Below are 25081 nucleotides of genomic sequence, written 5' to 3'. Positions count from 1 at the left end.
ACACACAGCAGAAACAGAAAGGACAGCGCCGACCACCTACACCGCCCCTGATGGAAGAACCCGTCAACCACAGCAACGTTGACGGGCACATCGGCGATCCTTCAGTTCAACACCACCCACAAACCACAACAAGGTACGCGGGAAACTAGGAGATCCCAGGCCACGGTTCACATGCCGCAAAACACAGCGGGAGCAGTGGGCCCTTTAGCCCTTAAAGAACGAAACCCGCCAACCAAAAGATTAACGGGACACCTGTGGTGCGTGACAACAAGTCAACCGTCCGATGAGCAACCGCAGCGAAACACTTTCAGGCCAGCACTCGAAAGGCATCAACCTGGAGCGACGTCGGCCGAATCCTCTGCCGCCCGCTACCCCGCCTTTCCGCACAGTCTGCGTATAACAAATACGCCCTCGCGGGCTGTGCGGCTGGCGAATGGGAGGGACGTGCGCCGCTAAAAGCTAGGCATCCACCGGCGGGCCTCCCGGAGTCAGCTCAAGGATGCCTGCACCCACAAGATAGGTTGCTAAATCATTCAAGTCAGCTTCGTCTCCGTTGTCGTCATAGCCATCCATGACGTACTCGATGACCGCGCTACCGTCCTCAAGCACTTCCGCAATCACGTACTCCTCTGCCTCACCAAAGGCGGCAATCTGAGAACCGCGGGCCGAAGTGAAGTCCTCAACGGAATCGCTCAGCCCAACGCTTTCTGTATCGCGAATCGCGTCCGCGTTCTCTGTGTACTGAGCCACGAACTCCCTGTCCGGGCCATAGATACAAGAGATCGTCGGAACCCACTGTACATCCAGGCTCAGAAAGTCCGACTGCCCAAAGAAAGACGTGTCCTCATAGCACTCGTCCGAAAGCTCAATAAGCGGCGCGGGTACCGGAGCAGCTTCCTCAGAGGCGCGGATCCTGTCGACATCATCAGCGTCGTACGTGCTGTTCCAATACGCGTCGTCGGAAGCCGCGACGTCTCGTGGTGCCTCGTCGAAATCGGCCGCGACATCCTTGAAGAAGGAAACTGCAGCAACGACTGCGACGGCTGCGATAATAGCGAGTACAAGGACTACTGCTAGTACAATCCACAGCACCTTCTTCGAGCTTGACTTCTTTTCCGGCGGCTGCGGCATTGCTGGTCCGCTGGCGTTAGGCCCTTGATTCTGATTGTTAAATCCGGGCGGTACTTGGTTGTGCGCTGGTTGCCCTTGCTGTGGGTTCTGGCCAAATCCACCGGGCGGTTGTTGCGGGTTAGCGAAAGGGTTCGTCATGCCCATCAATCTAACAGAGAACCACGTCACAATATCCTGAAAAATGCAGGACGCGAGGCCCGTTCCCCGTCCTAGCTTTTCGGTCTGGCGGCGCTGCGCATTAGACTGCCAACCGATGAGTACTTTCGCCGATCTCGGCCTCCCCCGCGATGTTGTCCGTGTTCTAGATAAGCAGGGCATCACGACCCCCTTCCCTATCCAAGAAGCTGCGATTCCCGACGCCCTCTCCGGCAAGGACGTCCTCGGCCGCGGCCCCACCGGTTCGGGGAAGACCTTTACGTTCGGTCTTCCTATGTTGTCCCGGCTGGCAGAATCCGGAGTTTCCCGCCCAGCGCGCCCACGTGGGCTGGTTCTGGCGCCAACACGTGAGCTGGCGACCCAGATCCAGCAGCGCCTGGAAGAACCGGCAGCTGCCCTCGGCCTGCGTGTGCTTGCGGTGGTCGGAGGCGTCAACATCAACAACCACATTCGCTCACTTGCGCGCCCAGTCGACCTGCTCGTTGCAACACCGGGGCGCGCACAGGATCTTATCGACCAGGGCAAGCTCTTCTTCGACCACGTCACCATCACTGCCCTCGACGAGGCCGACCAGATGGCGGATATGGGATTCCTTCCCCAGGTGCGCAAACTGCTCAAGCTCACCCCTGAAGAAGGCCAGCGTTTGCTCTTCTCCGCCACTCTCGACGGTGAGGTGAACAAGCTGGTCGAGCAGTTCATGCACGAGCCCGTAACTCACTCCACCGCACCCGTCGAGGCCGCCGTGGACACGATGGAACACCATCTGATTTTCATCGGCACCCGTGAGGCGCGCAACGACGTCATCCTGCGCCTGGGTGCCCGCAAAGGCAAGACCATCATGTTCATGCGCACTAAGCACGGCGTCGACAGGCAGGCCAAGAAGCTCCGCAGAGTCGGAATCAATGCGCTGCCTCTCCACGGCGATAAGGGCCAGGGTTCGCGGACGAAGGCTATAGAAGGCTTCGCCGACGGCAGCGTTCCGGTGCTCGTCGCCACCGACATCGCCGCGCGTGGAATCGACATCGCGGACGTTTCCCTCGTCGTCCACGTTGACCCGCCCGCGGAACACAAGGCCTACCTGCACCGTTCCGGCCGCACGGCCCGCGGTGGAGATTCAGGCACCGTGGTCACGCTCGTCACTGATGAACAGCGCAACGAAGTGGCCAAACTCATTGCGAAAGCCGGGGTCAAACACACCGACCTCGACATCAGCGACCGCGCCAACCCCGCCAGCAGTCCTGAGCTTGCCCAGATGACCGGTGCACGCAAGCCAAAGGGTGAACCGCTCGGGCCACCACACCAGCAACAGCCTTCGCGTCAACGAGCAGGTAACCAAGGCCAGCGCCGCCGTAACCCGCGCCGCCGACGGGGCAACGCAGGTCAACGATGATTCTGCAGCCCACAGACTGGCAAGCTCAGATGCGCAAGCATGAAGAGTCAGCAGATGAGTTCCTCGCGCGCTATCGCCACCCAGGCTCCTACCACCCTGTCTACGACTTCCTCTTCGAGTACTACCCTGTTCGCCCTTCGCATCTCCGTCGTTGGCACCCAGGGGTAGGCATCACTCTGGCAGGGGACGCTCCACACGGCGACTGGCGCTACTACCACCGCACTGCTGAGGGAATCACGGTAGACGCCGAGGCCTTCCTCGAGCGCCGCGGCGGTACCGTGCGCTACATCCTGGACTTGTTGGAGAAGACCACACGTAACCCCACCCAGTTTGATTGTTTTGGACTGCATGAATGGGCCATGGTGTACCACACCGATTCTCCCCGACATGATCTGCCGTTGCGGTTAGGGGCGGAGGGGACGAATGAGGTCGTCGACAAGCACCGCATTAAATGCACGCACTACGATGCCTTCCGTTTCTTTACGGAGCCCGCGCGGCCGCTCAATCTCACGGTGCTGAATCGCGAAGACCAGCCGGAAAACGACCAAGCAGGGTGCGTCCATGTGAACATGGATCTCTATAAGTGGGCGTGGAAATTGGGGCCGTTGGTGCCGGGTGAGCTGTTTCTTGACACCTTCCGGCTGGCCGTCGCCGCACGCACGCTCGATATGGAGGCCTCTCCTTATGATTGTCGCGAATGGGGCTTTGGTGTCGTACCTATCGAAACGTCCGAGGGAAAGTCGGAGTATGTACGGCGCCAACGCGCGCTTGCCGACGCCTCCGAGCCACTCCGTGCGCGGCTTGTCTCCCAAATTCGGGCTACGCTAGCCGCTACAATGAGGAACCATTGATGTGACCCGTCGGGACGCATTGCGCGGCCCCGAGACCTCAGCGCGGAAGGAAAAAGATGGCCCGGCACTCGGATGGTAAGAATAACTACGCATTTGCACCGTGGGTCATCATCGTGGCCATCCTGGCGGTGTTAGCCTTGGCCATCGGCGGTTTCTTCCTTTTCCGGGAGGGGGACTCCTCAAACACTGAGACAGTGGCTGCAGACACAACCTCCGCGACTTCTGCTGAGGAGACCCCCACCAGCACTGAGGCCAAGTCTTCGGAATCAGAGCTGCCTTCTTCGACCACGCCCACCTCGGAGAACAAGGCCCCTGAAGATGTCGCGCCGAATACGCTGTTCCTCCTCGATACTTCCGACAACCTTGCGCCGTACTTCGATACGGTGACTCAGGGCGTGGCGGAGGCGGCGTCGGCCGTCGGCGCGAAGGGAAGCCAGGTGGCTCTCTGGAACTATTCCTCCCCCATTTCCGCGACTGCCACCGTGGGCTTCCGTCAAAATGTTGCTTATGGCGACGCCGAGAACGTCGCCTTTGCCGTGGGGCAGTTCGGCACCGGTGGTGTTCCACAGACACGCAGCGCCGTCGTAGCGGCACTCGATAACGCCACGGATCAAACAGCTGGAAGCGGAGAGAACACTCGCGTCGTGCTGATTACCACGGGAACCCAACAAGATATGGATGACGCAAGCTTTGCGGAGGCGGCCAAAAACGCTCGTGGTGAGGGCGTTAGTTTGACCGTGGTGCATATTGGTGATGCCGAGAAGGACGTGGAACTGGAGAAACTCGCCGATGTTTACTCCACTGTCTCGAATCCCTCCGATGCCCAAGAAAGCATCACGAGCGCCGCTGGGGCGTAATATGCGCAACCGGCGGTGTACGGTCACCTAAAACCAGGGCTGCACAGCAAAACGCCGCCACATCCTCTACGGCACTGACGTGAGCTGCAGTGCGCTGGAGGAGCAGCGGCGGTTGCCTGCGGCAGAGTTTTAGGAGGTCTTGCGCTTGCGGCGAGCGGCTAGCTCGTCGAGGCCAATGACAACGTCGATGTCTTCTTCCTCCACAACACGCTCGGCTGGGAAGGAAGTAATCGTGCCAGAGAGTTCCTTGAGAATACCCGGCACGGCGATTCCGAACACGCCCTGGCCGCCGGCCAGCAGGTCAATAACTTCGTCGTTAGAGCGGCACTCGTAGACCGTGGTGCCGTCCGATACCAAGGTGAGCTCAGCAAGATCATTGACGCCGCGGTCGCGCAGAGATTCCACGGCGAGGCGGATGTTCTGGAGGGAGATTCCGGTATCCAGAAGGCGCTTGACAATCTTCAGGACCAGTACGTCCTTAAAAGAGTACAAGCGCTGGGAACCAGAGCCACGGGCGGTACGGATCGAGGGCTTGACCAAGTCGGTACGCGCCCAGTAGTCCAGCTGGCGATAGGTGATTCCAGCCACCTGACAAGCGATGGGAACGCGGTAGCCCAGTTCCTCATCAGGTCCTACATCGAAGAGGGATTCCTGAACGTAGGTGTTGGCTGCGACATCGTCGAGCGGCATGGCGCTGGACTCAGAACGATCATTCTTACTGCTCACGTAATTACTCCAGTGATACTTGAGGGGAGTTCTGTTTTTCTATTAAAGGGCACGTCTGCGACGGCGTCAAGAGTCGTCCGGCGTGAACCTCTAGTAGAACTTTAGACTTTTTGATTCACTTTGTCATCATTAGTCACACGCGTGTCATTAAAAATTATCACTGGCAGCACAAAAACGCGGCGCCCGCAAGGCGCCGCTGTGTCCATCAAGGCCGGTTTAGGGCATAAGTGCGATATTGAACCACGGGGAACTTAGGCTCCTCGCAGTGATGGAGTTAGTCTTCGCCTTCCTCTCCACCGAGCAAGTCCTCCTCCGATATGCCAGAATCACGCATCATCTGCTCGAAGTCATCATCGTCCTGCGAATTCTGCTGAGCGGCTCGCTCTTGAAAATCACGCATGCGCTTTTCTGGAAAGGTCTCCGGGGATTCCGCCTCGCGCTCTAGGCCGTAATACTCTTTGAGGTCCTCGTCGCTAATGTAGATGGCCACCTCGTCGAGCACGTCTTTTTCAAAATGGATGGGCAGCCCATAGTGGTCTGCCAAGACGAGTGCATCGGACAAACGGGCATCGTGCTCTTCGCCGGTTCCGTCCACGAGATCAACCATGAAAACGCCCTTGCGATACTCGGAGACGCAGATGTGCTCAATGCCGTCGAGCTGGTCCGCGAAGGCGATGAGCAGCTCGTAGGTGCTTGGCCGCGCGTTGAAATGCCGCTCGAGGACTTGCAGCACGCGCGCCCCATCAATCGGTGAGACCCACACTGGCACGTGGCGGTCCGCCTCTTCCCAGTAGAAAAGAGCACACAGATTGTTCTCGGGACCGACGGGATGGATTCCTAGAAATTTCAGTACTTCAGTAGTCATGGGACCCACTTTTACACACTTTTCTTACACATGAACTAGGCGGCGTAGAGATACTCGGAAAGGCACGAGAAGTCGTCGCGAAGCTTGGGCGCATGCCATTCCATCGCGGGTCCAGGAATCAATGCCCTAGAAAGACTTAAGGTCGGAATTCGTCGCGAAGCTCGGTTTTGACCAACGTCCCGTGAAGCGATAAAACCAGGGCCGCCATCTGCTGGGACAGCTCTTCGGCCTGTTGCGGGGCAGTATCAGACTTCGAATGCGCAACCGGAGTTGCCACCTGCGAAATCATGTCCGCCTGGCGGCGGGCAGCATTGCGCAGCGATTTCAACTGCCGCGCCTCGAGCCCAAAGGACTCCAGCGCGACGGCCGCGGAAACGATGGACACATCATCCGTGTCAAAGAAGCCCGCCGGATCCGGCTTGATCAGGCCCACCGAGACCAGTTTCGCGATGTTTTCCTGCGTGGTTCCGGCTTGGTCGGCCACGTCGGCGTCGGTAAGCCTGGTGACCACCGGGGCACGTAGCTGCTCAGCGCTGATGAGGGCCTCAGCCTGGGAGGAAACAATAGCCGTCACCTGCCCCGAGTCCATTGCATCCAGCTGTTCCCGAATGACCTTGAGCGGGGTGTAGTGATCACGCTGCGCGGTCAGAATGTAGCGCAGGCGGTCCAAGTCCTTTTGGTAATAGCGACGGTAGCCCTTTGCGGTGCGCTCCGGAGTAATCAGCCCCTCGGATTCCAAGAAGCGAATCTTCGACACCGTCACGTCCGGGAATTGCTTCTGAACGTGCTTCAGCGTTACGCCAATGGACATAGGCTTCTGCTTAGCAGGCTTGGTCTTCTTGGCCACGGAAGACGCTGCTGCGGCAGCGGCGGTGGACTTCTGCGCACTCACGATAGGACTACTACTGCTTTCTACACGGTTTCACTTGGACACAGCGGGAACGTGGATAGGGAGCGAGATAAACCTACTCCCCTCGTCCCCAACTAGTTCCTACTAACTAGAACTATTTTATTTAGGGGCAATAAATACCAGGCGGAACTTACCGATCTGGATTTCATCGCCTACTTCCAGCACCTGCGCGTTGCGCGGCTCACGGTTGACGTAGGTGCCGTTGAGCGATCCGACATCGACAACCTCAAATTGGCCATCTTTGGCGCGGAACTCGGCATGGCGGCGGGACACCGTGACATCATCAAGGAAAATATCTGCTTCTGGGTGGCGTCCAGCGGTGGTGGTCGGCTGATCCAGCAGGAAGCGTGCGCCAGCGTTAGGGCCACGCTTTACGACGAGCAACGCCTGGCCCTCTGCCAGGTTCTCAGCGCCGGCAACGGAGGCGTCAGAACCCGCCGCGGTGCCGTTTTCCATCTCCTTGAGAAGATCAGCGCGGAAGACAGAAGTAGTCTCTGCCTGCGGTTCCGGCGTTCCGGTATTCTCGCTCATTTTTACCTCCGAAGGGTCGGATCGATGTTGACTCATTCCATATTAGCGACTCCGCTGTCCGCGCGAGTCACCTCTGGCGCATTTACATTAGCGGAAAATGTTTCCTATGCCCTTGAGCACGGAGTTTCCGCCCCCAGATAGTGGGTTATCAGAGACCATATAAGTCCACGTGGCGCTCGGTCGGGACAGCCCATGATCCTCTAGGTGGGCACCCTCAGAATCAATAAGCACAGTCTTAAAAGTATCAAGAGCATCATCAACTGCCCGCTGCGCCAAGTCCTTGAATTCACGCACCGCGATGCGGTGGTACTCGTCGATAGGCGTTTCGCGAGCGATGGCGCGCAAGTGGATAGATTCACGAACGTCATCCATCAGCTCCAGGTGGTCGGCCCACGCCAAATCTAGGTGATACAGCATAATCTCGCGGGCAGCCCGCTCACGAGCCGACGCAGGAATATCAGCCAGCTCAGCGGCACGTTCGGGCGCCCGCTCAGCCAACTCCTGCCAGGCTTGATCGGTATCGAGCAGCTTGGCACGGCGTTCATCGATGATGATGCGCTGATCCGCGAGCAGCTGGTTGTATTTCCATGTCTGTGCATGAATCTCCAGCAGTTGGCCCTCGGTCACGCGCTGGCAGTGCGCGATGAAATCACGAACCCGCTTGGAGTCAATAAGCCCGTTGGCATCAGGTCGCGCGGACAAGGATTCATCTTCCCCACCCTGTTTGACCACGTCATCCTCCAAGGAGACAAAGAAGAGAGACTTCCCGGGATCTCCTTGGCGGCCTGCACGCCCGCGCAACTGGTTATCCAAACGAGAGGAGCGGTGGCGTGACGTGCCGAGCACTGCCAATCCGCCCTTCTCAACAACGGCTTCACGGTCTGACTCATCCGCGCCGCCAAGCTTGATATCGGTGCCGCGGCCCGCCATCTGGGTGGACACGGTCACTCGCCCCACGTCACCTGCTTCCGCGACGATGCGCGCCTCGTCCTCATCATTCTTTGCGTTAAGGACGTTGACCGTAATCCCCCGTGCCCGGAGGGCTTCGGCGAGGTCTTCTGATTCAGCAACGTCGTGGGTACCCACGAGCACCGGCTGTCCAGTTCTATTAATTGCCACGATTTCATTGACGACGGCACGGGATTTTTCATCCACGGAGGCATAAATGCGGTCAGGTTCGTCGAAGCGCTGCAGTTCCTTGTTACGGTCGATGACGGAGACGTGCAGGTCATAAAACTGACGCAGTTGGTCTGTTGCCTCCACTGCGGTACCGGTCATGCCGCACACCAGCGGATAGCGCCGCATGAGCTCCTGGAGCGTAATGGTGTCGAGGATGCGCCCGCCTTCCGATACCTCCAAGCCTTCCTTGGCCTCCACCGCCGCTTGAAGGCCATCCGGCCAGCGCTGCAGTTCGGCGACGCGGCCGCGGGAGGCGTCGATAAGCTGCAGCTTTCCTTCCGTGATGATGTAGTGAATATCGCGGATAAGCAATGCCTTAGCGTGCAGCGCCAAGTTGACTTTAACTAGCACGGAGCCGATGTTCTCCTCCGAGTAGAGAGAGTCGAGGCCCAATTCGCGCTCCACGCGTGCCGCGCCCTCATCGGTGAGCGCGACCGTGCGCCCATCCTCCGCGATAACGTAGTCCTGTTCCTCGCGCAGCCGGGTGACCACGTTGGTGATGTGGCCCGTAGATTCCTCACCGGGGCGATTTCCGGCGAGGACGAGTGGGACGAGGGCTTCGTCGACAAGCACAGAATCCGCTTCATCCACCAACGCCACATCCGCGCGCGCTTGCACCGTCTGCTCGCGGGACGTGATCTGGTTATCCCGTAGCACGTCGAAACCGAGCTCATTGACTGGCGCATAGATGATGTCGGATAGGTAGGCCGCGCGGCGTTCTTCCGCGCCGAGCTTCTCCGTTACCGAGGCCACCGTGAGTCCAAAGAATTCCACGAGCGGGCGCATCCATTCGGCATCACGCGCTGCTAGATAATTGTTGACTGTCACCAGGTGCACGCGCTTACCGGTGAGCGCGAAACCAGTCGCGGCCATGGCGCCCACCAGCGTCTTTCCCTCGCCGGTGGCCATCTGGATAACGTCACCTTCAAGAAGTCGCAGCACAGCTTGGGATTGGACTGTAAAAGGACGCATGCCAAGCTTGCGTTCACTGGCCACGGCCAGGGCTGCGAGGAAGCGGGACTTATCCGCGATCTTGCCGTCCTTCACGCACTCCCGTGCGGTGGCGGCAACCTCTGCATCCGACAGGTTCGCGATATCCTCCACCGCGGAATCTGCGGCCGTTACAACGGCTTTCGACTTCTTATTGTTGCGTTCGGACTGCGCGCCCATTGCCTTCCAGAACCAATCGAATGCGCCCATGAGCACTCCTCCATCCTTGTGCGTCATACAGGTCTTCTATCGACTCTAGTCAACCCCGGTTCGCAGGCGTGCGTTCGCCCTTATATCCTTATGGTCATGCAATCCGTGAACGTGTCGCTCCCCTCCAGCACCGGTACCACGATGGCCGGAACCATCGACTTCCCTGACTCCCCTCCGCAAGCCTTCGCCATCTTTGCGCACTGCTTTGCCGGTTCGCGCCATACCCCGGGCGCTGCCCGCGTGAGCAAGCAGCTGACTAACTTTGGCATCGCTACCCTGCGCTTCGATTTTCCTGGCCTAGGCCAATCCGAAGGAAATTTCGCGGACACATGTTTCAGCCAAAATGTTGCTGATATCCAGGCCGCCGCCGACTGGCTGGTCAAGAATTATTCCGCGCCGCAGCTGCTCATGGGCCACTCGCTGGGCGGCGCGGCCGCTCTCGCAGCAGCCAATGACATTCGTTCCCTCAAGGCCGTCGCCACCATTGGCGCCCCTTTCGATCCCGCGCACTCTGTGCTGCACTACGCCGACAAGATTGGCCAGGTCGATGCCAATGGCGAGGTAGAGGTCACCTTGGGTGGCCGCGCGCTGACTATTTCGCGCCTTTTCCTCGAAGACCTTGCTGATACCAACCCAGAGGCATACCTTCCGCGTCTGCGTAAGCCTCTCATGGTGCTGCACTCCCCAATTGATCAGACCGTTGGCATCGATAACGCCCAGAACATCTTCCGCACTACGCGCTACCCCAAGTCTCTCGTCGCTTTGGACAAGGCTGATCACCTCTTGACTAAACAAGGCGCGGCAGCCCGCGCGGCCGATCTCATTGGCGCGTGGGCGGAGCAGTTCGTTGTCCCGGAAAACCTTCCCGCAACGGTCGCTGAAGATTCCGCAGTAGCCATCCCAGCAGTAGGAACCAGGATGGGCGTCGTCGTGCGCCACAATGACCGCTCTGTGAGCGCTGACCGCACGAAGAAGAACGGCGGTAAAGGCCAAGGATTTACCGCTGAGGGCCTCCTCATGTCCGCATTGGTTACGGCAAGCACCCAGGCCGTCATGGCGGCGGGCAAGGCGCACAAAATTGACGCGAAGGCTCTCGAGTCGGTGTCCGTCAGCGTTACCCAAGAGTCTGAGACTCGCTTTACGCGAACGGTGACGCTCCCGGCCTCCCTCACTGCGGACCAACAACGCGCGCTTGGCGACGCCGCCGCAGCCTCCACCATCGATCCCCTCCTGGCCGTGGATGTCACCACCACCGTGAGAATCACTGCGGGATAGACCACCCATGATCGTTCTCAACCCCCTTGACCCCGCCGCCCGCTGCCCATGCGGAACTGGTTTGACGTTTGGCGAGTGCTGCTCGCGCTACCACGCGGGCACGCCTGCTCCCTCAGCGGAGGCATTGATGCGCTCACGTTTCAGTGCTTTCGTCACCGGCGACGAGGACTATTTGTTGCGCACTTGGGACCCCGAAACTCGACCCGAACGTCTGGATCTTGCCGAGACCGGCATTCGCTTTTATCGCCTCGACATTATCGACACCGTCGCGGGCGGCCCCTTGGACCAGACCGGCATCGTGGAATTCGAGGCCTTCTATAAGGGCGCTGCCAAGGGCTCTCAGCGGGAACGCTCCTCTTTCCGCCGCCAAGGCGGGAAATGGGTCTATTCCACCGGCGAGCTTTAGCTGCCTCTAAAACAAAGGGTGAACAGGGATTTTGTCGAAGCGAATACTACTGGTGTAATCTGTAGCAGTTGCACCAAACGGTGCGACGGCGGACTATGGCGCAGTTTGGTAGCGCACTACACTGGGGGTGTAGGGGTCGCAGGTTCAAATCCTGTTAGTCCGACAGCATTCAGGCTGGTCAGAGCGCTTCTGGCCAGCCTTTTCTCACGTTCGCCATTCGCGGTCTCAGGCGGGCTAGCGGGCTAGCCCACCGTACTTCAGAACTTCAGAGTGCCTAGTGCGTCGTCGCCAAACAGCGCGCCTCCTCCGACTCCGGCGGGCCTTCTCCTCCTCCGGCCACACAATATGCACCTAGAAAATACGCATATCTCACCCACCACAAAGTAACTCCAGACGGAAGAATAAAGAAGAAAAATCTCCTCTTCCCCTTAAGGAAGTGGAGATTAACCGTGATGAAGATTAAGGCCAACTAGGAACGCGGCACGGCCACGAAAGTCAATCTAGTTTGCCATACCGCTGAGGCTTCGCATGATGCCGCCAAATTCGATATCCATATACTGAGTGAGGACCTCAAAAATAAAGTCTGAGTCATAACCACGCAATGGCCCCTTCGTGCTCAGCATGGAGAGACCGTGAGCGCCCGCCCATACCGAAATGACAAGGGTAAAAAGTACCCACGGGGTGCGAGGCCCATCAACCTCGTCGATGACCTCGCGTACAAGAGACATAATGAAGCCAAAGGCTCGTCCAAATTCGCTAAAGTCGCGCTTGAGCTCGACCGCCTTGTTTGCATTCGGAAGGAAGTCATCTTCGAATGACATGGGAACAATTGGCCCAGATGCGATCTTGATCAGCGCATCGAATCCTTGAGGGTCATACAGGGCGTGCGAAACATACCCATAACCAGTGGCCTTGATCTTAGATATGGAACTGGAGCCTTCCGGCAGAGCAGCGACCTGACGGTAGATGAACTCATAGTTGATCTTGTCCAGGTAGCGCTCAAGGTAGCTTGCCAGCTCCTGATCACTTTCAATAAGGTGTTCAGCCTCTTGAACTCTCAGACCTGCGCGCTTTGCAGCCCCGCCAATGTGCAGCCCGGTTACACCACGATCCAGAACTTCCTCGACAGCACCCCGAAGTAGCGCTGAACGCTGCTCTTCTTCTGTCGCGCGTGGAAGATCCTTAGCCTTTGTCAAAAGCACTTCCGGCTGCTTGCCCACCAAGCCATAAGGAATGGCGCGTTCAATTCGCTCACCCCTAAAGAACGGGTAAAGCCCAACGCTGAGAGTATCCATAACAGCACTAAACGTCTGCTTCTTTGCTGCTGGCGAAAGGTAGCGCAGGATTCCTTCAGCAGCGAGCTGCGTTACGCCGTGCAGATGCGAGAAGATAGACAACGCTGAAAGCAGCGTCCCCTTTGCATCAAGCTCTGGGCCGCCAGATTCCTTAATCGCTTCTTCAGTCAGCTCAAAAAGGATTCGCATAATAGGACACTTCTCAGCGCGCCCATCGGGATTGGCGAAATCCTCCGCTGTAAGCCCCAACCGCGGCGTTGCGTGGACTCCAGTAAATGCCGCGAAGGCAGAAGGATCCTCAACCGCAAAAGAAAAATATGACAGACCTGTGGCCCGAAGCTTATCCACTGCAGTTGCGTTTTCAGGAAGGCGTTCTAGATGCAAATCGACTACTGAGGTCAATGCGTCATTGAGCGAGTGTTTAGTGGCTTCAACAAGCTCAGCCTCAGAAGCAAACAGCGCCTGAGCTTCCGCAAAGGGCACATCGACTTGGTCTGCTACCTCGCGAAGACGGACTTCATCAATGCCCGCCTTGGCAATGACCCGGCCGGCTTGCTCAATAAGTAGCTGCCGAGAGGGCCGGTTACCGCGTTCCACACCAACTGAAGTAATCACAGTGATTAGCCTACCTAGGAAATAGCCCTTTTTAGTTCCATAAACGCAAGATAGGAATATTTATAGAGTTTTCACAGTGTTCAGCCCGGCACCTATGACTCCATGACCGAACCAAAATCACAAAGAACTATGCACCACCACAAAACTTATACAGTCCTGCCCGCCTCGCGGACAGGACCTTTTGAGTTACACGGCATGCCCAACTGTCTAAAGCTGTCATGCCGGAGAGTCGGAAAGGCTTTACTTCTGCTCATCACCCTTGGGGGCCTCAGCACCCTGGTTGCCAATGCGCTCATCAAGCTGGTCACGCGCAGAGTCAATCTTATCTGCCTTATCCTCGCCCAGCTTTCCCTTAGCCAGTTCTGCACCCTTGTCCAGTGCGCTATCCGAAATCTGCTCACCCTTATCGGTGTTCAGCGCGTCCTTTGCTTTGTCAAAAATACCCATTTCTACGGTCCTTTCGTTGGATCACTATTTCTAACAGTGCTGGCCAACAACAGCCGAATACCTCTACGTCCGAGTGATTCCTGCTATCGTACGTAGCTTTCCTCAACTCCCAACGCGGCGAACAAATGCACTATGGTCGCTACACTCGGCCTGCACGCCAGCATGTCACCCCACCGTACCGACGCCCCAGATTCTTCGCCACAAAAGTTATTGATTGACGCCGTCAACAGCACAATGCCTATGCGAAATCTTGCACTCTGAGAAAGTTAAGAAAGGAATCGTTGCCCCACCCCCACCATCTACCCCTTTTCGTTCAACAACTTGGCGCTTGCCGTCACCCTCTCATTTGTGAAGGCTTGTACTCTGAGTACACAATTCTCTATGTGCGCTTTTCGCTCTTCGTCGCATGAGGCGAATATAGAGCGTCTAATCCTAATCGCCCTGTTAGCCCTTAACCTCTATCACCATCACAGCAACCACCACGATGTCTTCGTCTCATACCACCCCAGCTCCTCGTCCTGCCCCGCACTCTCGTCACATCTCATCTTCCTCCGTGAAGAGCACTTCTACAGAGACGGAATCAGGATTCGGCCTTGTCTGGCCGGGTAAGGAACAAGCTGCTGCGCTGGCCAAAGAAGAAGTTCTAAGCAAACGAACGCTCATCAGCGGCCGCGGTTCATCCCCCAACAGCGTTAACGTGGCAGATAATCTAGCAGCGCTGAATGATTTTATCGCACGGGGTTTACGCGCGGATGTCATCTACATCGACCCGCCGTATAACACTGGTAAAGACTTTGTCTATCGCGACAACTTCCGGCAGCGCCGCGACATGCACTCAGAGCATTTTGGTCAATGGCATGCCGAATGGCTTTCCATGATGTTGCCGCGCTTGATTCTCGCGCGTGAGGTTCTTGCTGATACAGGCTTCATCCTGGTGTCCATCGGCGAATCGGAGTGCGCCCATCTACGTCTGATCCTTAATGAAGTTTTTGGGGAGGATTGCTTTGCAGGCCAACTCATTTGGAAGAAGGGTGGCACCGGCAAGAATGACTCGAAGTATGCCGTATTAGAGCACGAATACGTCCTGTGTTACGCAAAGTCCCCAGCGAACAACGGATTCAACGTGGATATGGAGGCGCAGACCTCGACCCGCTACAACCATAGCGACGAAAAAGGCAAATACTCCCTTGTCCGGCTGGATTCTAAAACCCTAGGTTACTTGCCCAGTCTGGACTTCCCCATCGTCGCCCCCGATGGCCGCGAGTACTGGCCTCACCAGCCAGAAGGTAAATCAGAGGTTGCCCGCTGGCGGTGGGGTAAGGACAAGGTCGCTGAGCACTACGATGATTTGGTGTTCAGGCGCGGTTTTGTCTACACCAAGAACTACGAAAAGAAAGGTGCGCGGCCTCGCTCCATCATGGATGGGGAACGGTTCGGAGTCACGCGCACGGGCCGCCGTGATGCCGAGGAGGCGCTTGGCACCACGGGTGTCTTTGATTTCCCGAAACCAGTGCGGCTTATCAAACACCTCATCTCAATCGCCGGCGGTCCAGACGCGGTAGTCGTAGACTTTTTCGCCGGCTCGGGAACTACCGCCCAAGCTGTCGTTGAGCTCAACAGCGAAGACGGTGGCCAACGTTCTTTCCACCTAGTGCAAATACCTGCACCCACAGAGGCATCCAGCGCCGCGCGCCAAGCGGGTTTTGAAACGGTTGCGGATATTTGTCTCGCGCGGGTCCACTCACTCGATGTGCCCTTTGATCACTTCACCTTGACCTAGAATGATCCGTCCATCAGTGGTTCTAGGCCACTCCGTGCTCTTCAGTGCCTTCTGGGCGCCCAGGGATGCCAAAGAAATCCAGTACCGCATCAGTAGCAAATCCTTGCCCGACCTCGATTTTCGTATCGTTGTTACCGCCTGGCCATACGTGAGAGCCGCCTTCAATGCGGATATGCTGCAGCGGTGCTTCGCAGGCAGTCCAGGTCTCTCTAGTGGCACCGTTTGTCAGGCGCACAGAGTCGACGTCGCCGCGACACTTATTGCGCCGCTGATCCTGCCCAAGCACCTCTGATACTGAAGAATAGGCGGTATCGTGACGCACTCCGCCCTCGTAATTAACCACGGGATCCTTCGTACCGTGGATATCCAAACGGCCGACAGGTTTATCTGAACAATCTGTATGGATGCCTTCGTAGTATGCCGCCGACACGGTCGCTACAGAACGAAAAGTACCCGGCATGCGGCAGGCCAAGAAGGCTGCGAATCCGCCGCCGTTGGACAGACCCGCAGCATAGATGGCGTTATCGTCCACCTCATAAGTAGAGCGCAGACTGTCCACGAGGGTGCGAACGAATTCTAGGTCTTCTTCCGCGCTAGTAGCAGCGTAGGGGGCTGGCGCCCACGCGGCCTTCTCCCCCGCTGGATAAGCAACGATGGCGTGAGCAGCATTGAACTGGGTGTACTGCTCCATATTCTCAGGGGAATCTGTATACCCGTGGAAAGATAGCAGCACCGGCCAAGAACGTTCAGGCGTGTAGTTTTCAGGCACATGGAGGAGGAAGCTCCGCCCAGAGGCCAACCGAGCTTTCTTCGTGTGTCCAGGCTCCGGGCCGACCAGCATGGGAGCTAGTGGGATACCGAGATCATTTGTCCACTCTGCTGGGGAGGTTGACGTAGGCGCTTCCTCTTCAGCCGAGCTGCACGACGCCAATGCCATGACACTTGCCGCGACGGCGACAGCCCCAGCGAGCGCGCGCAACCGGCGCAGCCGCGCTGCGGAATCTTGGCCCATCTTTCCCCTCGCCACGTTCATCGTCGGAAAAATATCCTCGTCCACCTTAAAACATCCCACCAACATCCACGAACCTGCAGCGTCGCGGTAAGTTTGAGAACATCATGAGCTCATTGCCTTCCGACCCAACAGATTCCCTGGGCACGCCATCTTCCTACCCGTTGCCCGAGCACTATCCCAGCTACCGCCGGGCATCCGGGAAGGAGTCTCCCAATTTCAGCACTGCTGAGCAGCGGGTGGCTTCTGCCCATGCTTTCAACCAAGGGGCCGATGCCTACCATGACGTGCGTCCGGGATATCCACCGGAAGTATCGCAGCTCATCGCCTCGGCGCACACAGTCCTCGACGTTGGTGCAGGCACTGGCAAACTGACCGAGTCATTGAGCAATCCCGTTGTCTACGCCAGTGACCCCTCCCATGACATGACGCGTGTGCTGTCTCGACTTGGGATTCCGTGCTGGCGTGCAACGGCTGAGGACATGGCTGTGCGCTCTTCCTGTCTCGACGCCATCGCCTGCGCGCAAACTTGGCACTGGGTTGATGTGAAGCGAGCTTGTGCGGAATTTGACCGAGTGCTCCGCCCAGGAGGAAAGGTACTTTTGGTATGGAATACGATGGACGTCAACGCTGACCCTTGGATCCTCCGGCTCTCTCGAATCATGCATTCAGGAGATGTCCACCGTCCCGACTTCTACCCCGGCTTTAGCGATCCGTGGACACTCCGTGACGAGCTGCGCTTAACGTGGGAGCACGAGTTGAGCCCCGAAGATCTGCATTCACTCATGCATACCCGCTCCTATTGGCTTCGCAATGGCAAGAAAATCCATGAACGCATGACGTATAACCTCAACTGGTATCTCTACGAACACATGGGCTTTCGCCCTGGGCAAGTTCTTCGAATCCCGTACCGTACGGATGCATTCGTGTTGGCCCGCGATGGTGAGTAGACCCTGGCCTGCCTCAGCATGACATCTGTCATGCCTGAGTGGTGACACCACGTCTACGCTGCGATTACTTCCCGAACCTAGCGTGAAGATATGAGCACACCACGCACACTCCCACCGGTAATTGACGTCGACGGCGTCAGCAAGATCTTCAACGCATCCTCCCGCGCTTCTGTGCAGGCGCTTCACGACGTCTCCCTCACCATTCACCGGGGTGAAATCGTTGGCCTGCTGGGCACGAATGGCGCTGGCAAGACCACACTCATCGACCTCATCCTTGGGCTCACGAACCCAACCTCGGGCACTATCAGCGTGCTCGGCACCTCACCACAAGAAGCAGCGAAGACTGGACGCATCGGCGCGGTCATGCAGTCTGGTGGCTTGCTTCCAGATATCACCGTAAAAGAAACCCTCGAGCTTCTTGGCGCAGCCTTCCCATCTCACCGCCCATGGGACGAGATTATTGAGCGCGCCAACTTGGGCGATATTCTCTCGCGCCGGGTAGGGAAATGCTCCGGCGGCGAGCAACAGCGTGTGCGGTTCGGCTTAGCGCTGTTGGGGGATCCGGAGCTGTTGCTTCTCGACGAACCCACTGCCGGCATGGATGCCAGCGCTCGGCGTCACTTCTGGGAGGCGATGCGAGACGAGGCTGAAGCCGGCCGAACCATTGTGCTTACTACTCACTACCTTGAGGAAGCAGATGCGTTTGCCGAGCGCATCGTCATGCTCAATAAGGGCGCACTCCAAGCCGACGGCTCCACGGAGAAAATTCGCAATACCAATTCCACCCGCACTATCCGTGCCACCTTTCCCGGCGGGCTGCCGGATTCCCTCTTAAGTACTGCACTGCCAGGAGTTGTCCACCAAGAACACTCTGAGACAAGTCTTCTCATCACGACTCGGAACTCCGACGCGGTAGCCCGCTACCTGCTCACTGAAACCGCGGCTCGCGATATCACCATCACCGGCAACAGCTTGGAGGATTCCTTCCTGGAGCTTTCCAATGAGTCCTCAGCAACCACTGCCCTATAAGGAGGCAACCACCATGAGCACCCCCATGAGCGCACCCAACTTCGCCACAACTCTTAGGTACGCCGGTCACGACCTCAAGCGATTGCGTCGTGACTTAGCAACGCTTTTCTTTAGCATCGGGCTACCGATCATTTTCTACATTCTCTTCGGCGCCATGCAGGAATACGGCGACATCGACTTTAACGGCGGAAACGTTGCCGCCATGGTCATGATCGGCATGGCGCTCTATGCCGGCGCCACAGGCGCTGTCGGCGCAGCCGGCTCAATGGTCGCAGAAAATCGCGCCGGGTGGGGACGGCAATTAGCGCTTACTCCCCTACGCCCCTGGCAGCTAGGCATTGCTCACTTCCTCAATATCGCGGTCCGCGCCATCTTGCCCATCGCCGCTGTCTTCATAACCGGAGCGCTCACCAAAGCCAACATGCAGCCGGATCAGTGGGCACTGGCTTTTCTCTCCACCGTCGTCTGTGCCATCCCCTTCGGCTTTTATGGCATGGCCTGCGCCATGCTCATTCCCTCGGAAAACACGGTGTCCATTGCCTCGTCCAGCATCGTTATCCTCGCGTTTGCAGGAAATGTCTTCATGCCGCTCAAAGAATCTCTCCTTGGGATTGGACGCTTCACCCCCATGTACGGCGCGCAGGCTCTTGCGCGCTGGCCGCTCTCAGAAGGTGCTCAGATGATCAACGGCCAGCAGTTCTTTATCGAAGATCCTCTCTGGTACGCATGGGTTAATATCGCGGTATGGACAGTGGTTTTCGTCGGGGCGTGCGTGCTTCTTCACAAGCGCGACAGGAACCGAGCATGATGCTCAGCTTCAAATCCCGCGACGCAGCTTTTGCCGCGGTGTGGCTGGTATTTCTCCTGCCAGTACTAGTGCAAGTCCTTTTCCAGCCCACTCATTCCGCCGCCCAACGTATCTGGGCAATAGCAATCACCGCCGTCTTCTGCGTGGCCTACACTCTTGCTTTCGGTACGCTGCACTCTTACCCACAAGGGTGGTCCTACCGGCGTCGCGTGGCCACCTGGTGGCTTATCCTCGCACTCCTCGCGCTTGCTGCCATCCCCTCGCACGGAGTCTGGGCCGTGGTCTTCGTGCCATACCTTGGTGCCTTAGTATCCTTCACGCAACCGCTGAAGACAGCATCCATCATCATTGCGCTGACCGGAATCGTACTGAGTATCCCTCTCTGGCTCTATGCGGAACAGCGCTTTATCGAATTCGCATTGATCCTTTTCGGCTGGCCGCTGCTCATCTTGATGCTTGGCACATTGTCCCAACGCGAAGATATAGAAACCGCCTTGCGCCACGACTTGGAATTAGCCCAACAACGCGAGGATATCGCCTCCGATATCCATGATCTCCTCGGTCATACTCTCACGGCAATCAACCTCAAATCTGAAGTAGCCCGCCGCCTCATCGACCGCGACCCGTCTCAAGCGGCTGCCGAGCTCGAGGAGATTAGCGCTCTCTCACGGATGTCCCTTGCCGAGGTCCGTTCGACAGTAACGCGCATGAAGAACCCCACCTTTGCCGGCGAGCTCCAAGCTGCGCGCCGAATCCTTGAAACCGCCGAAATCAAAAACCACCTTCCTGATCCCCTTTCGCAGCCCAAGTCACATGAGGAACTTTTCTCGTGGGCATTGCGAGAACTCACCACCAACGTGGTGCGGCATTCCGGCGCTTCAGAATGCTGGGTGAACCTCACCGAGAGCTCCCTTCAGGTGACGGACAACGGCCGCGGCTTCACGGAAGACGCTACGCACGCGCTTGCCGCCGGGCTCACGGGCCTCGCCGGTCTTCGACGCCGCGCGGCAGACGCGGGCGGTGACGTTATAATCCGGCGTGCCGATGGCTTAACCACGGTCCTCCTGACTCTTCAAGGCGCCCCCGACAAAAAGGATCCCCATCAATCATGACGACTCCCATCCGAGTGCTCATTGCCGAAAACCAATCTTTAGTCCGCGGAGCGCTCACAGCACTGCTCAATGCTGAACCCGACATTGACGTCGTTGCAGACTGTTCCTCAGGGAATGAGGTCGCCGGGCTCGTCGCTCAGCACAGCGTTGACGTGGCGCTACTGGACATCGAAATGCCTGGCATGAATGGCATCGATGCGGCACACACTATCGCAGATACTGGCTGCCGCAGCCTCATCGTCACCACATTTGGGCGTTCTGGCTACGTCAAGCGCGCGCTCCAGGCGGGTGTCGACGGTTTTCTGGTCAAGGACACTCCTCCCGACGAACTCGCGGACGCCATCCGCCGCGTCCATTCGGGTTTGCGCGTGATCGACCCGCAGCTTGCTCAGGACATTCTCTTTGCCCCCGACAACCCTCTGAGCGAACGCGAAATAGAGGTCTGCCGCCTGCTCGTCCGTGGGCTCGGCTCCGCTGATATCGCTTCACAGCTACACCTCAGCGGCGGAACAGTGCGCAACCATGTCTCCGCCATCATGGCGAAGACACGAGCGGGAAACCGCTTCGAGGCCGCACGGCGGGCCGAAGCAAACGGGTGGATCTAATGCTAGCGGCGTTGACGGCGCTCGCGTACGCGCACTGCGATGCGCACCGGCGAGCCGTGGAAACCAAAGCGCTCACGGAACTTGCGCTCCAAGTAACGGCGATAGCCCGCATCCAAGAAGCCGGTGGTAAACAGCACGATGGTCGGCGGCTGAGTCGACGCCTGGGTGGCGAACAGCACGCGCGGTAGGCGGTTATTGTTCATCGGAGGCGGGTTCGCAGCAATGGCCTCACGCATCCAGTTGTTGAGCTGACCAGTAGACACGCGCTGATCCCAGCTCTCCAGAGCCTCAATCATGGCAGGCTCCAGCTTCTGCAGGGCGCGGCCGGTCTCAGCAGAGATGTTCACGCGGGTCACCCACGGCAGGTGGCGCAGGTTCTCATCGATCTCGCGCTCTAAGTAGTAGCGGCGGTCTTCATCCACTAAGTCCCACTTGTTAAACGCGATGACCAAGGCCTTTCCGGCCTCGAGAATCATGTTGAGGACGCGCTGATCTTGCTCGGAGACTTCCTGGGAGGCGTCGATAAGCATGATGCATACCTCAGCCGCATCGATCACGCCGCGCGTGCGCAGGGAGGCGTAGTACTCGTGGCCCTGCACATTCTTGACCTTCTTGCGCAGGCCTGCAGTGTCGATGAACTTCCATAGCCGCTGGTCCAGCTGCACTAGGGAGTCAACAGGGTCGACCGTCGTGCCGGCGGCATTGTCAACCACGGAGCGCTCTTCTGCCGTCAGCTTGTTTAGCAAGGAGGACTTGCCTACGTTCGGCTTGCCCACCAGCGCCACGCGGCGAGGGCCAGAGGTAATCGAGGAATGACGCGGCTCCTCCGGGAACAAACGCAGAATTTCATCCAAGACGTCCGCGCCGCCGCGGCCATGCTGGGCGGATACCGGCCACGGATCGCCCAAGCCCAGCGCGTAAAACTCGGCCATATCTGCGTACATGGTTTCCGAGTCAAACTTGTTGGATACCAGGATGACCGGGACCTCGGAGCGCTGCAGCTTTCGAGCCATGACCGCATCGGTCTCGGTGATGCCTACCTTGGTGTCCACCACGAACACGATGACGTCGGCGGTCTCCATGGCCTGTTCGGCCTGACGTGCGATGGCGGCGTGGATGCCCTTGACGTTGGGATCCCAGCCACCGGTGTCCTGAACAAAGAAGCGCTGGCCATTCCAATCTGCGACATAAGACACGCGGTCACGAGTCACACCCGGGTGGTCCTCCACCACGGCTTCGCGGCGGCCGAGGAAGCGGTTCACCAGCGAAGACTTACCCACGTTCGGCCGGCCCACCACGGCCACCGTGCAGAGGTTTTCCTCCGTATGCTCCTCGCCTACTCCGAAGGCATGAGATAGAGCTTCCCACTCCTCTTCACTCAGCGGGGCATCACTTTCGGTCAGTTCTTCTTCCTCACCGAAATCAGCCTCGCCGAATTCCGAGTCATCGAACTCAGACTCATCAAATTCATAGTCGAAGTCCTCGGAATCGAAATCCTTTTGCGCCCAGCCGCCGTGCGGATCGCGCACGACCTCTTCCTCGAGTTTGCCCACCGGGTAGTGGAATTCCGTCTCGAAATCTTCCGGCTGCTGCTCCGGATTCAGGTCCGGATTCTGCGGTTCATTAGTCATTCGAGGCCTCCTTTGCAGCCGATTCTTTCACGACGGCGATGAGTGCGTCGAGGACTTCCTCACGGGTCATCTCGGAGGTATCCACAAGCACTGCGTCCTCAGCCGGACGCAACGGCGAGGTGGCGCGGGAGGAATCTGCGGCGTCGCGCCGTTCGACGTCGGCAAGCACGGTGTCAAAATCCGATTCAATGCCGGCGGCGAGGTTCTGGTCGTGGCGGCGCTGCGCGCGGACCTCGGCACTGGCCGTCATATACGCCTTCGCGGGGGCATCCGCGAGAACGACAGTGCCGATGTCACGTCCTTCCACAATCGCGCGGTGGGCCTGTGCCGACAGCTTCCGTTGCAGTTCAACGAGGTTCTGACGTACTTCCGGGATTGCCGATACTGCCGAAACATTGCGGGTGACCTCGTCCTCACGGATGACGCGGGAGACATCCTCGCCATCGAAGATAACCTGGGTGGAATCAGGGTCATCGGAGACCTCAAGGGGAAGGTCTGCAGTCGCGGCAATCACCGCGTCAGTATCTACCGGGTCCACCCCTGCGCGCAGTACAGCCAGAGTAGCCACGCGGTACATGGCCCCAGTATCGACATACTTCGCCTCAAGCTGCTTGGCCAGCGCGCGGCACGTTGTGGACTTACCGGTTCCGGAAGGACCATCCACAGCCAAGATGAGACCTTGATTAGGCATATTTGAAATCATTACATCCCCACCGCCTTGTACAGGCTGGTCAATTCATTGGAGTTCAGAGCACGCAGGGAGCCAGGCTTCATATCACCCAGCTGTACTGTGTGAAGCTTCGTGCGCACGAGGCGCTGCACTGGGTAGCCGGCTTCCTTCAACATGCGGCGAACGATGTGCTTGCGTCCCTCGTGCAGTTCGACACGCACCAGCGAATAGCCCTGGTTCTTGTCCACGATTTGGACATAGTCTGCCTGCGCCAAGCCATCTTCTAATTCGATGCCCTCGCGCAGTTGACGAACGAGCTTCTTATCGGCCTCCCCCAGCACTGTGGCCAAGTACGTCTTGGTGACCTCGTATTTGGGGTGCATGAGGCGGTTAGCAAGTTCGCCGTCGTTGGTCAGCAAAAGGAGACCCTCGGTGTCGGCGTCAAGACGTCCGACATGGAATAGGCGCTGACCTGCCACGACGCGATCAGCCACGACATCACCCACGCAAGGCCGGCCCATGTCATCCGACATGGTGGACTGCATCCCGCGGGGCTTGTTGAGCACGAAGTACTGTGTCTCTTCGTTGACGTTGATGCGGGTGCCGTCCACCCGGATGACGTCCTTGTTGGGATCCACGCGGGTGCCCTGCTTGATGATGACCTGACCGTTGACCTCGACGCGGCCCTCATCGATCAGGATCTCAGCGTGGCGGCGCGAAGCAACGCCGGCCTTGGCCAACACCTTTTGGAGGCGTTCGCCTTGGTTCTGGGGATTCTTTGTGTTGTTGCCGTCTACCAGCCAATCCGCGCCCAGCTCTCGGGCGATGGAATCTGCGGTGGCCTTCTTCTTTACATGCTGGTGGCGAGCCGGCTTAGCGTTCGAGACGATCATGTCGCTGTCACGCTTCTTCTTTTCCGGTGTGCCGTCGCGGCGAGCGGGTGGAGTCACGGGAGTGTGTCCTCTCAATAGTTCTTCAATTTGCTCGGCGTGAAATCACGCCTCTGTCCGGCCGCAATCCTACCGCAGAGTAGGCCTTTATGAGTAGTCCTCGTCGATCTGCTCGATGTCTGGCAACAGCGGAGCCAGATCCGGAAGGCGCTCAAGAGAATCAATGCCGAGTAGCTCGAGGAAAAGCTCAGTGGTCTCATACTGGTGCGCATGCCCCACAGAGGCCTCAGGGCTTTCTATCTCCCGAATGAGTCCACGCAACAATAATGTCCGGACGACTCCATCAACGTTAACGCCGCGAACACCTGCGACTTGAGCTCGAGTTACCGGCTGACGGTATGCGATGACCGCCAAAGTTTCTAGGGCGGCGCGGGAGAGTTTGGTTTGGGTGCCATCGAGAACAAATTGCTCGACGGCATCTGCGTTTTCTTTACGCGTATAGAAGCGCCACCCCTCAGGTGTCTCACGCAGGTCGATTCCGGAACCACGCTCGGTCAGTTCCCGTTCCACAGCCCGCAAAGTATCGCTAACAACAGTGGGCTCCGCGTCCAACACGCGGGCCAGCTCTTCCACGCTCGCAGGCGAGTCGACGACGAGGAGTATCGATTCGAGGCGTGAGCGCAGCTGCGGGATGAAGGGCAAAGCGCGCTGCACGTTGGAGGGAGCCGCTTCGCTAGGTGCCGGGGATGACGTGTCGTCCATG

At 58.2% G+C, this 25081-nt stretch carries 24 protein-coding genes and 1 tRNA gene; 12 read left to right on the top strand and 13 right to left on the bottom strand.

The window, feature by feature from the left end; all coding sequences use genetic code 11:
- Positions 1-459 precede the first annotated feature (459 nt).
- Complete coding sequence (locus tag HMPREF2537_RS01085) at positions 460-1269, bottom strand: hypothetical protein (protein ID WP_246818700.1); 810 nt, start codon at positions 1267-1269, stop codon at positions 460-462.
- A 115-nt stretch (positions 1270-1384) separates the two neighbouring features.
- Between HMPREF2537_RS01085 and HMPREF2537_RS01080 the strand changes: the two genes are divergently transcribed.
- From HMPREF2537_RS01080 to HMPREF2537_RS01070, 3 genes are read left to right on the top strand one after another with little or no spacing between them, the layout of a single operon-like run.
- Entirely contained in the window at positions 1385-2677 is a 1293-nt protein-coding gene (locus HMPREF2537_RS01080; RefSeq protein ID WP_070524855.1) for a DEAD/DEAH box helicase, read from the top strand.
- A complete protein-coding gene (locus HMPREF2537_RS01075; protein WP_070524853.1) occupies positions 2674-3528 on the top strand; it encodes a 3-methyladenine DNA glycosylase in 855 nt (284 codons plus the stop codon). Before HMPREF2537_RS01080 ends, HMPREF2537_RS01075 begins: the two co-directional genes overlap by 4 nt.
- Before the next feature lie 56 nt (positions 3529-3584).
- A complete protein-coding gene (locus tag HMPREF2537_RS01070; protein ID WP_070524851.1) occupies positions 3585-4385 on the top strand; it encodes a vWA domain-containing protein in 801 nt (266 codons plus the stop codon).
- A 129-nt stretch (positions 4386-4514) separates the two neighbouring features.
- Here the strand turns inward: HMPREF2537_RS01070 and HMPREF2537_RS01065 are convergent, their stop codons facing one another.
- From HMPREF2537_RS01065 to secA2, 5 genes are all read right to left on the bottom strand, one after another.
- A complete protein-coding gene (locus HMPREF2537_RS01065; RefSeq protein WP_210383604.1) occupies positions 4515-5075 on the bottom strand; it encodes a MerR family transcriptional regulator in 561 nt (186 codons plus the stop codon).
- Between the two features lie 310 nt (positions 5076-5385).
- Entirely contained in the window at positions 5386-5976 is a 591-nt protein-coding gene (locus HMPREF2537_RS01060) for a bifunctional nuclease family protein (protein WP_070524848.1), read from the bottom strand.
- Between the two features lie 136 nt (positions 5977-6112).
- Complete coding sequence (locus HMPREF2537_RS01055; RefSeq protein ID WP_010186535.1) at positions 6113-6868, bottom strand: transcriptional regulator FtsR; 756 nt, start codon at positions 6866-6868, stop codon at positions 6113-6115.
- 117 nt (positions 6869-6985) lie between these two features.
- Complete coding sequence (odhI, locus tag HMPREF2537_RS01050) at positions 6986-7417, bottom strand: oxoglutarate dehydrogenase inhibitor Odhl (RefSeq protein ID WP_010186533.1); 432 nt, start codon at positions 7415-7417, stop codon at positions 6986-6988.
- An 87-nt stretch (positions 7418-7504) separates the two neighbouring features.
- Positions 7505-9796: an accessory Sec system translocase SecA2 gene (gene secA2 / locus HMPREF2537_RS01045; RefSeq protein ID WP_070524863.1), complete on the bottom strand. Its 2292-nt coding sequence runs from the start codon at positions 9794-9796 to the stop codon at positions 7505-7507.
- 96 nt (positions 9797-9892) lie between these two features.
- Between secA2 and HMPREF2537_RS01040 the strand changes: the two genes are divergently transcribed.
- The 3 genes from HMPREF2537_RS01040 (at position 9893) to HMPREF2537_RS01030 (ending at position 11640) form a co-directional block, all read left to right on the top strand.
- Positions 9893-11071 (top strand): bifunctional alpha/beta hydrolase/OsmC family protein, encoded by a 1179-nt coding sequence (locus tag HMPREF2537_RS01040; protein WP_210383602.1) that lies wholly within the window; start codon positions 9893-9895, stop codon positions 11069-11071.
- Positions 11072-11078: 7 nt separating this feature from the next.
- Positions 11079-11477, top strand: a complete 399-nt coding sequence (locus HMPREF2537_RS01035; protein ID WP_070524844.1) for a YchJ family protein — start codon at positions 11079-11081, stop codon at positions 11475-11477.
- Between the two features lie 89 nt (positions 11478-11566).
- A tRNA-Pro gene (locus HMPREF2537_RS01030) sits at positions 11567-11640 on the top strand.
- A gap of 337 nt (positions 11641-11977) precedes the next feature.
- Here HMPREF2537_RS01030 and HMPREF2537_RS01025 read toward each other — a convergent pair.
- Together HMPREF2537_RS01025 and HMPREF2537_RS01020 are read right to left on the bottom strand one after the other, a co-directional pair.
- A complete protein-coding gene (locus tag HMPREF2537_RS01025) occupies positions 11978-13387 on the bottom strand; it encodes a TetR/AcrR family transcriptional regulator (RefSeq protein ID WP_070524843.1) in 1410 nt (469 codons plus the stop codon).
- 240 nt (positions 13388-13627) lie between these two features.
- A complete protein-coding gene (locus HMPREF2537_RS01020) occupies positions 13628-13834 on the bottom strand; it encodes an antitoxin (RefSeq protein ID WP_070524841.1) in 207 nt (68 codons plus the stop codon).
- Positions 13835-14318: 484 nt separating this feature from the next.
- Between HMPREF2537_RS01020 and HMPREF2537_RS01015 the strand changes: the two genes are divergently transcribed.
- Positions 14319-15614 carry a site-specific DNA-methyltransferase gene (locus HMPREF2537_RS01015; RefSeq protein WP_371326348.1) on the top strand — a complete coding sequence of 432 codons (1296 nt, stop codon included), beginning with the start codon at positions 14319-14321 and terminating at the stop codon, positions 15612-15614.
- 22 nt (positions 15615-15636) lie between these two features.
- Here HMPREF2537_RS01015 and HMPREF2537_RS01010 read toward each other — a convergent pair whose 3' ends face one another.
- Positions 15637-16671: a CE1 family esterase gene (locus HMPREF2537_RS01010; RefSeq protein WP_246820178.1), complete on the bottom strand. Its 1035-nt coding sequence runs from the start codon at positions 16669-16671 to the stop codon at positions 15637-15639.
- A 59-nt stretch (positions 16672-16730) separates the two neighbouring features.
- Here HMPREF2537_RS01010 and HMPREF2537_RS01005 point away from each other — a divergent pair, with 59 nt between their 5' ends.
- From HMPREF2537_RS01005 to HMPREF2537_RS00985, 5 genes are all read left to right on the top strand, one after another.
- Positions 16731-17573: a class I SAM-dependent methyltransferase gene (locus tag HMPREF2537_RS01005; RefSeq protein WP_070524837.1), complete on the top strand. Its 843-nt coding sequence runs from the start codon at positions 16731-16733 to the stop codon at positions 17571-17573.
- Between the two features lie 90 nt (positions 17574-17663).
- Positions 17664-18602 carry an ABC transporter ATP-binding protein gene (locus HMPREF2537_RS01000; RefSeq protein WP_210383601.1) on the top strand — a complete coding sequence of 313 codons (939 nt, stop codon included), beginning with the start codon at positions 17664-17666 and terminating at the stop codon, positions 18600-18602.
- Between the two features lie 13 nt (positions 18603-18615).
- Positions 18616-19410, top strand: a complete 795-nt coding sequence (locus HMPREF2537_RS00995) for an ABC transporter permease (protein WP_070524835.1) — start codon at positions 18616-18618, stop codon at positions 19408-19410.
- On the top strand, positions 19407-20522 hold the full coding sequence (locus HMPREF2537_RS00990; RefSeq protein WP_070524833.1) for a sensor histidine kinase: 1116 nt from the start codon (positions 19407-19409) through the stop codon (positions 20520-20522). Before HMPREF2537_RS00995 ends, HMPREF2537_RS00990 begins: the two co-directional genes overlap by 4 nt.
- Positions 20519-21127: a response regulator transcription factor gene (locus HMPREF2537_RS00985; RefSeq protein ID WP_070524831.1), complete on the top strand. Its 609-nt coding sequence runs from the start codon at positions 20519-20521 to the stop codon at positions 21125-21127. The genes HMPREF2537_RS00990 and HMPREF2537_RS00985 overlap by 4 nt, the downstream gene beginning before the upstream one ends.
- Positions 21128-21129: 2 nt before the next feature.
- On the opposite strand, the gene der is transcribed toward HMPREF2537_RS00985, so the two are convergent.
- The 4 genes from der to scpB all read right to left on the bottom strand — a co-directional run bounded on the left by der (position 21130) and on the right by scpB (position 25080).
- Positions 21130-22758, bottom strand: a complete 1629-nt coding sequence (gene der, locus HMPREF2537_RS00980; protein ID WP_070524829.1) for a ribosome biogenesis GTPase Der — start codon at positions 22756-22758, stop codon at positions 21130-21132.
- Positions 22751-23461 (bottom strand): (d)CMP kinase, encoded by a 711-nt coding sequence (gene cmk, locus HMPREF2537_RS00975; RefSeq protein ID WP_070524827.1) that lies wholly within the window; start codon positions 23459-23461, stop codon positions 22751-22753. Before cmk ends, der begins: the two co-directional genes overlap by 8 nt.
- Positions 23461-24378: a pseudouridine synthase gene (locus HMPREF2537_RS00970; RefSeq protein WP_070524825.1), complete on the bottom strand. Its 918-nt coding sequence runs from the start codon at positions 24376-24378 to the stop codon at positions 23461-23463. Before HMPREF2537_RS00970 ends, cmk begins: the two co-directional genes overlap by 1 nt.
- Before the next feature lie 87 nt (positions 24379-24465).
- The gene (gene scpB / locus HMPREF2537_RS00965) at positions 24466-25080 is read right to left on the bottom strand and encodes an SMC-Scp complex subunit ScpB (protein WP_070524823.1); all 615 of its coding nucleotides are present in this window, start codon (positions 25078-25080) and stop codon (positions 24466-24468) included.
- Position 25081: the final 1 nt, after the last annotated feature.

This window comes from Corynebacterium sp. HMSC074E01, from assembly GCF_001808885.1.
In the GTDB taxonomy this organism is placed as follows: Bacteria; Actinomycetota; Actinomycetes; order Mycobacteriales; family Mycobacteriaceae; genus Corynebacterium.
This window is presented reverse-complemented; position numbering and strand designations above follow the sequence as displayed.

Coding starts and splice junctions, on each gene's coding strand:
- der (WP_070524829.1), bottom strand. CDS start 22,758: ATGACTAATGAACCGCAGAATCCGGACCTGAATCCGGAGCAGCAGCCG.
- HMPREF2537_RS01015 (WP_371326348.1), top strand. CDS start 14,319: ATGTCTTCGTCTCATACCACCCCAGCTCCTCGTCCTGCCCCGCACTCT.
- scpB (WP_070524823.1), bottom strand. CDS start 25,080: ATGGACGACACGTCATCCCCGGCACCTAGCGAAGCGGCTCCCTCCAAC.
- HMPREF2537_RS00985 (WP_070524831.1), top strand. CDS start 20,519: ATGACGACTCCCATCCGAGTGCTCATTGCCGAAAACCAATCTTTAGTC.
- HMPREF2537_RS01040 (WP_210383602.1), top strand. CDS start 9,893: ATGCAATCCGTGAACGTGTCGCTCCCCTCCAGCACCGGTACCACGATG.
- HMPREF2537_RS01020 (WP_070524841.1), bottom strand. CDS start 13,834: ATGGGTATTTTTGACAAAGCAAAGGACGCGCTGAACACCGATAAGGGT.
- HMPREF2537_RS00990 (WP_070524833.1), top strand. CDS start 19,407: ATGATGCTCAGCTTCAAATCCCGCGACGCAGCTTTTGCCGCGGTGTGG.
- cmk (WP_070524827.1), bottom strand. CDS start 23,461: ATGATTTCAAATATGCCTAATCAAGGTCTCATCTTGGCTGTGGATGGT.
- HMPREF2537_RS01085 (WP_246818700.1), bottom strand. CDS start 1,269: ATGACGAACCCTTTCGCTAACCCGCAACAACCGCCCGGTGGATTTGGC.
- HMPREF2537_RS00995 (WP_070524835.1), top strand. CDS start 18,616: ATGAGCACCCCCATGAGCGCACCCAACTTCGCCACAACTCTTAGGTAC.
- HMPREF2537_RS01070 (WP_070524851.1), top strand. CDS start 3,585: ATGGCCCGGCACTCGGATGGTAAGAATAACTACGCATTTGCACCGTGG.
- HMPREF2537_RS01035 (WP_070524844.1), top strand. CDS start 11,079: ATGATCGTTCTCAACCCCCTTGACCCCGCCGCCCGCTGCCCATGCGGA.
- odhI (WP_010186533.1), bottom strand. CDS start 7,417: ATGAGCGAGAATACCGGAACGCCGGAACCGCAGGCAGAGACTACTTCT.
- HMPREF2537_RS01065 (WP_210383604.1), bottom strand. CDS start 5,075: ATGCCGCTCGACGATGTCGCAGCCAACACCTACGTTCAGGAATCCCTC.
- HMPREF2537_RS01080 (WP_070524855.1), top strand. CDS start 1,385: ATGAGTACTTTCGCCGATCTCGGCCTCCCCCGCGATGTTGTCCGTGTT.
- HMPREF2537_RS01005 (WP_070524837.1), top strand. CDS start 16,731: ATGAGCTCATTGCCTTCCGACCCAACAGATTCCCTGGGCACGCCATCT.
- HMPREF2537_RS01060 (WP_070524848.1), bottom strand. CDS start 5,976: ATGACTACTGAAGTACTGAAATTTCTAGGAATCCATCCCGTCGGTCCC.
- secA2 (WP_070524863.1), bottom strand. CDS start 9,796: ATGGGCGCATTCGATTGGTTCTGGAAGGCAATGGGCGCGCAGTCCGAA.
- HMPREF2537_RS01000 (WP_210383601.1), top strand. CDS start 17,664: ATGAGCACACCACGCACACTCCCACCGGTAATTGACGTCGACGGCGTC.
- HMPREF2537_RS01075 (WP_070524853.1), top strand. CDS start 2,674: ATGATTCTGCAGCCCACAGACTGGCAAGCTCAGATGCGCAAGCATGAA.